We start from the raw sequence: 4,747 nt of genomic DNA, 5'->3' as shown, positions 1-4,747 counted from the left end.
CCGGGATGTGCGGAATCATCGGCGTTTTCGCGGGCGGCGGCCTTTCGGCCTCCGTCGTGGCTCCGGCGATGGCGGTGCTGCGGCCCCGGGGACCGGACGGAGCCGGTGTCTGGGCCGCGCCGTCCGGGCGGGCGGTGCTCGGCCACACCCGGCTCGCGGTGGTCGACCCGGCGGGCAGCGCCCAGCCGATCGGCGACGAGTCCGGCGAGACCCAGGTCGTGGTCAACGGCGAGTTCTACGACTACCGGCGGCTTCGCCGCGACCTCGCCCGGACGGGACACCCCTGCCGGACCGAGGGCGACAGCGAACTCGCCCTGCGCCTCTACCAGCGGGACGGGCGCCGCGCGCTGGCCGAACTCCGCGGCGAGTTCGCCTTCGCGCTGTGGGACGAACGCCGGGGGGAACTGTTCGCGGCGCGGGACCGGTTCGGCGTCAAACCGCTCTACTACGCCGAGCTGGACGGCAGGCTGTACCTGGCTTCGGAGATCAAAGCGCTGCTGGCCTGCGGTGTCCCGGCGAGGTGGGATCTGGGCGCGTTCGCCGCGCACCTGCAACTGGCGCTGCCCCCGGACCGGACGCTGTTCGCCGGGGTCCGCCAGCTCCCGCCCGGCTGTTTCCTGCGGGCGAGCGCGAGCGGGATCGCCGTCCACCGGTACTGGGACTTGGACTACCCGACGGCCGCGGAACTGGCCCGGCCGGGGAAGTCGCTCGCCGAGCACGTCGCCGAGGTCCGGGCGGGGCTGGACGAAGCCGTGCGGCTGCGCACCGTCGCCGACGTGCCGCTGGCCTGCCACCTCAGCGGCGGCATCGACTCCTCGGCGATGACCGCGGCGGCCGCCCGGCACGCGGCGGTCACCGCCTTCACCGTCCGCTTCGCCGACGTCGCGCTGGACGAAAGCCCGGTCGCGGCGCGCACCGCGGCCCGGCTGGGCGTGCCGAACCACCGCGTCGACCTCGATCCGGCGTCGTTCGCCGAGCACCTGGCCGCCACGCTCCGGGCGGGGGAGATGGTGCAGGAGAACTCGCACGGCGTGGCGAGATTCCGGCACAGCGCCGCGATCCGCGCCCGCGGGTTCAAGGCCGCGCTCGCCGGGGAGGGCGGGGACGAGCTGTTCGCCGGGTACCCGCAGTTCCAGCGGGATCTGGCGCTGAGCCAGGATCCCGCGGCGCTGGAACGGGCCAGGGCGGGCTACCGGAAGCTCGCCGAGTTCGGCGCGCCCCGGCACCTGCGCGCCGTGCTGGACCGGATCGGCTTCCTGCCGAACTGGATCACCGAGCGGCACCTCGCCGTGCTGGCCCCGGCGCGGTCCCTGCTACGTCCCGGATTCGCCCGGCTCCTCGACGAGACCGACGCCGGCGGCCCGCTCCTCGACCAGTCGCGCGCTCAGCTCGCCGGGCGCGCGCCGCTGCACCAGTCGATCTACCTGTTCGCCAAGAGCTGGCTGGCCAACTACATCCTCGCCGCGGAACGGCTGGACGCCGCGCACGCGGTCGAGGTCCGGCTGCCGTTCTTCGACCACCGCCTGTTCGCGGTCGCCCGGAGCGCGGCGCTTTCCTGGTACTCGCCGGAAGGCCGCACCAAGCACGTGCTCCGCGAAGCCGCGCGGGACGATCTGTCCGAAGAGGTTTACGCGGGCGGCAAACGCGGCTTCTTCGCTCCGCCCGAGGCCGGGCTGCGCGGTTTCCTTCGCGCGCTGGACGCTGATTCGGCCCTGCGCGACAACCCTTTCTTCGATCCGGCGGCGGTGCGGCGGCTCCTGGCCGAGCCGCGGACGGGCAGCGACCGCCTGCTGCACCTGGTGGCCGGAACGAGCGTGCTCACCGCCGAATTCGGGATGACCGCCGACGCCGGGCAGACCGTGGGGGCCGGTCATGACTGAGCCGCGCGTGGACGACCTGCTCGCCGGGACGGCGGACGCCGACCTGGAACGGCGGATCGCCGCGCTGCCCCCGGAAGGCCGGGCCGTGTTCGAGCGAGTCCTTCGCGAGGGACTGGCGGCGGACGCGCTGACCGGCACCGCTGGCCCGGCGCGGCCGTCCTTCGGGCAGGAACGGATGTGGGTGCTCGGCGAACTCGCTCCGGGCGCCTACACCTACGCCACCGCCGTGCGGCTGCGCGGCCCGCTCAACGCGGTCGCACTGCGCGCCGCGGTCGACGCGGTCGTGCGGTGCCAGGAATCCTTGCGCACCACCCTGATCCAGGCCGAGGACGGGACGTTGGCCAGCGAGGTCGCCGAACGGGTCGCGGTCCCCTTCCGCCTTGTCGATCTCGCGCCGCTGAGCGAGGCCGGGGAGCTGCTCGACCGGCTCGTGCGCGCCGAGACCCGACGCGGGTTCGACCTGGGCCGCGGGCCGCTGCTCCGGACCGTGGTGTTCCGGCTCGGCCCGGCGGACCACCTGGTCCTGCTGGCCGTCCACCACGCGGTCACCGACGGCTGGTCCAACGGCGTGCTCGCGGCGGATCTTTCCGCCTGCTACCGGGACCTCGCGGCCGGGCGGCCGGTACGCCTGCGGGCCCCCGCCGTCGGTTACCGCGATTACGCCGCCCGGCAACGGGAGCGGGCCGAGGGACCGGAGTTCGCGGAGCTGGCCGCCTTCTGGCGCGAGCGGATCGCGAGCCTGCCGCGGACCGAGCTGCCGACCGACCGGCCGCGTCCGGCGGCCAGCCGCGGAGAAGGAGCCAGCTTCAGCGTCGAACTCGGCGCGGGACTGGCCGCCGCGCTCGGCGAACTGCGCGAGCGGACCGGCGGCTCGCTGTTCATGCTGGTGCTGACCGCGCTGGCGGTGGTGCTGCGCGCGACGACCGGCCAGTCCGAGCTCGCGGTCGGCACTCTCGTGTCCGGGCGCGACCGGCCGGAGTTCGAGCGCCTCGTCGGGTATTTCGTCAACGTCGTGCTGCTGCGGCTGACCGTCGCGGACGGCCGCAGTTTCCGGGAAACCTGGTTCGGGGTAAGGGAATCGGTGCGGCAGAGCCTGGCGCACCAGGAGCTGCCTTACGAGAAACTGCTGGAACTGCACCGGGAAGCGGGCGGCGGCGGCCAGCCGGTCCGCGTGCTCTGCGTGGCCCAGCAGCCGCACCCGTCCCTCGACCTGCCGGGCCTGACCGCGGAGCGGGAAGACGTCGAACTCGGCGCCGCCCAGTTCGACCTGCTGGTGGAGATCTGGGAACGGGACGGCGGGATCCGGATCTCCTTCCAGTACGACGTCGACCTGTTCGCTGAGGCCACGATCCGGCTGTTCGCCGGGCACCTGCGCACGGTGCTCGCCGGTGCCGCGCGGGACGTCAGCCGGACCGGAGCCGAGCTGCTGGCCGCATCGCTCGCCCCGCCCGCGTGGCCGGCAGACCGCACCGAAAGCGTGGCCGCCCTGGTCGAAAACCAGGTGGACCGCACCCCGGACGCGGTCGCGCTCGTGGACGGCGCGCGCACGGTCACCTACCGGACGCTGGACCAGCGGGCGAACCGGCTCGCGAGACTGCTCGCCGAGCACGGCGTGCGCCCGGGCGACCGCGTGGCCTGCTGTCTGCCGCGTTCGGCCGAATCGGTGCTCGCGATGCTCGCGGTGCTCAAAGCGGGAGCAGCTTTCGTGGCACTCGACCCGGATCAGCCCGCGGATCGGGTGCGCCGGATCCTCTCCGACGCGCGGCCCGCGTGCGCGCTCGCCACCGCCGCGCTCCGCGCTAAATGCTCTACAGTGGACAGTCCACTGTGGATTACGGACGAGCTGGGAGACCGGCTCGCGTCCGGTCCCGCGCACCGGCTCTCCCGGCCCGTGCACCGCGATTCGGTGGCCTACCTGGTTTACACCTCCGGCTCGACCGGCGAGCCCAAGGGCGTGCTCGGCACGCATCGCGGCCTGGCGAACCGGTTCCGGTGGACGAGCCGGGCCTATCCGGCGGGGGAGACGGAAGTCTGGGCGGCGAGAACGTCTCCCGGCTTCGTCGACGCGATCTGGGAGGTCTTCGGCCCGCTGCTGTCCGGCGTGCCGCTGGTCCTGGTGAGCGCCGAGGACGCCGCGGACCCGGCCGGACTGGTCGCCGCGCTCGCCGCCCGGCGGGTGACCCGGCTGGTGGCCGTTCCGGCGCTGCTGCGCATCCTCCTCGACGACCGGCCGGAGCTGTCCCGCGAACTGCCCCGGTTGCACACCTGGGTCAGCAGCGGCGAAACGCTCGGCACCGGGCTCGCCGAGCGGTTCCACCGGCGGCTGCCGGGACGGCGGCTGCTCAACCTCTACGGATGCGCCGAGGTCGCGGCGGACGCGACCGGGCACGAAACGGAACCCGGCGGCGACCCGGCCGCAGTTCCGATCGGCACCGCCATCGACGGCGTGGTCACGCAGGTGCTGACCCCGCACGGCGACCCCGTGCCCGCTCTGGGGACCGGAGAACTTCATGTCGGAGGTGCCGGGCTGGCTCTCGGCTACCACCGGCGTCCCGCCGAGACGGCCGCGCGTTTCCTTCCGGTGCCGGGAAAGGCGGCTCCGGGGCAACGCTGGTTCCGCACCGGCGACGAGGTCCGCCGCCGTTCGGACGGCACGCTCGGCTACCTCGGCAGGCTCGACGCACAGGTGCAGATCCGGGGACACCGCGTAGAACCCGGCGAGGTGGAACACGCGCTGCTGCGGCACCCGGACATCCGGGAGGCCGCCGTCGTCATCCATCGCGACGTCGCCGGCGATCCCGCGCTCGCCGCGTACGTGGCGCCGGTGTCCGAGATTCCCGGCGACTTGACCGCTCTCCTGCGAAGCC

At 74.0% G+C, this 4,747-nt stretch carries 1 protein-coding gene and 1 pseudogene; both read left to right on the top strand.

What is annotated here, in order from left to right; all coding sequences use genetic code 11:
- The first annotated feature begins 5 nt into the window (after nt 1-5).
- Entirely contained in the window at nt 6-1,880 is a 1,875-nt protein-coding gene (gene asnB, locus A4R44_RS41505) for an asparagine synthase (glutamine-hydrolyzing) (protein ID WP_067594141.1), read from the top strand.
- A pseudogene (locus tag A4R44_RS52865) lies at nt 1,873-4,747 on the top strand (amino acid adenylation domain-containing protein); the annotation flags it as partial. The gene asnB and the pseudogene A4R44_RS52865, both read left to right, overlap by 8 nt.

Source organism: Amycolatopsis sp. M39 (assembly GCF_001651785.1).
In the GTDB taxonomy this organism is placed as follows: Bacteria; Actinomycetota; Actinomycetes; order Mycobacteriales; family Pseudonocardiaceae; genus Amycolatopsis; species Amycolatopsis rubida.
This window is presented reverse-complemented; position numbering and strand designations above follow the sequence as displayed.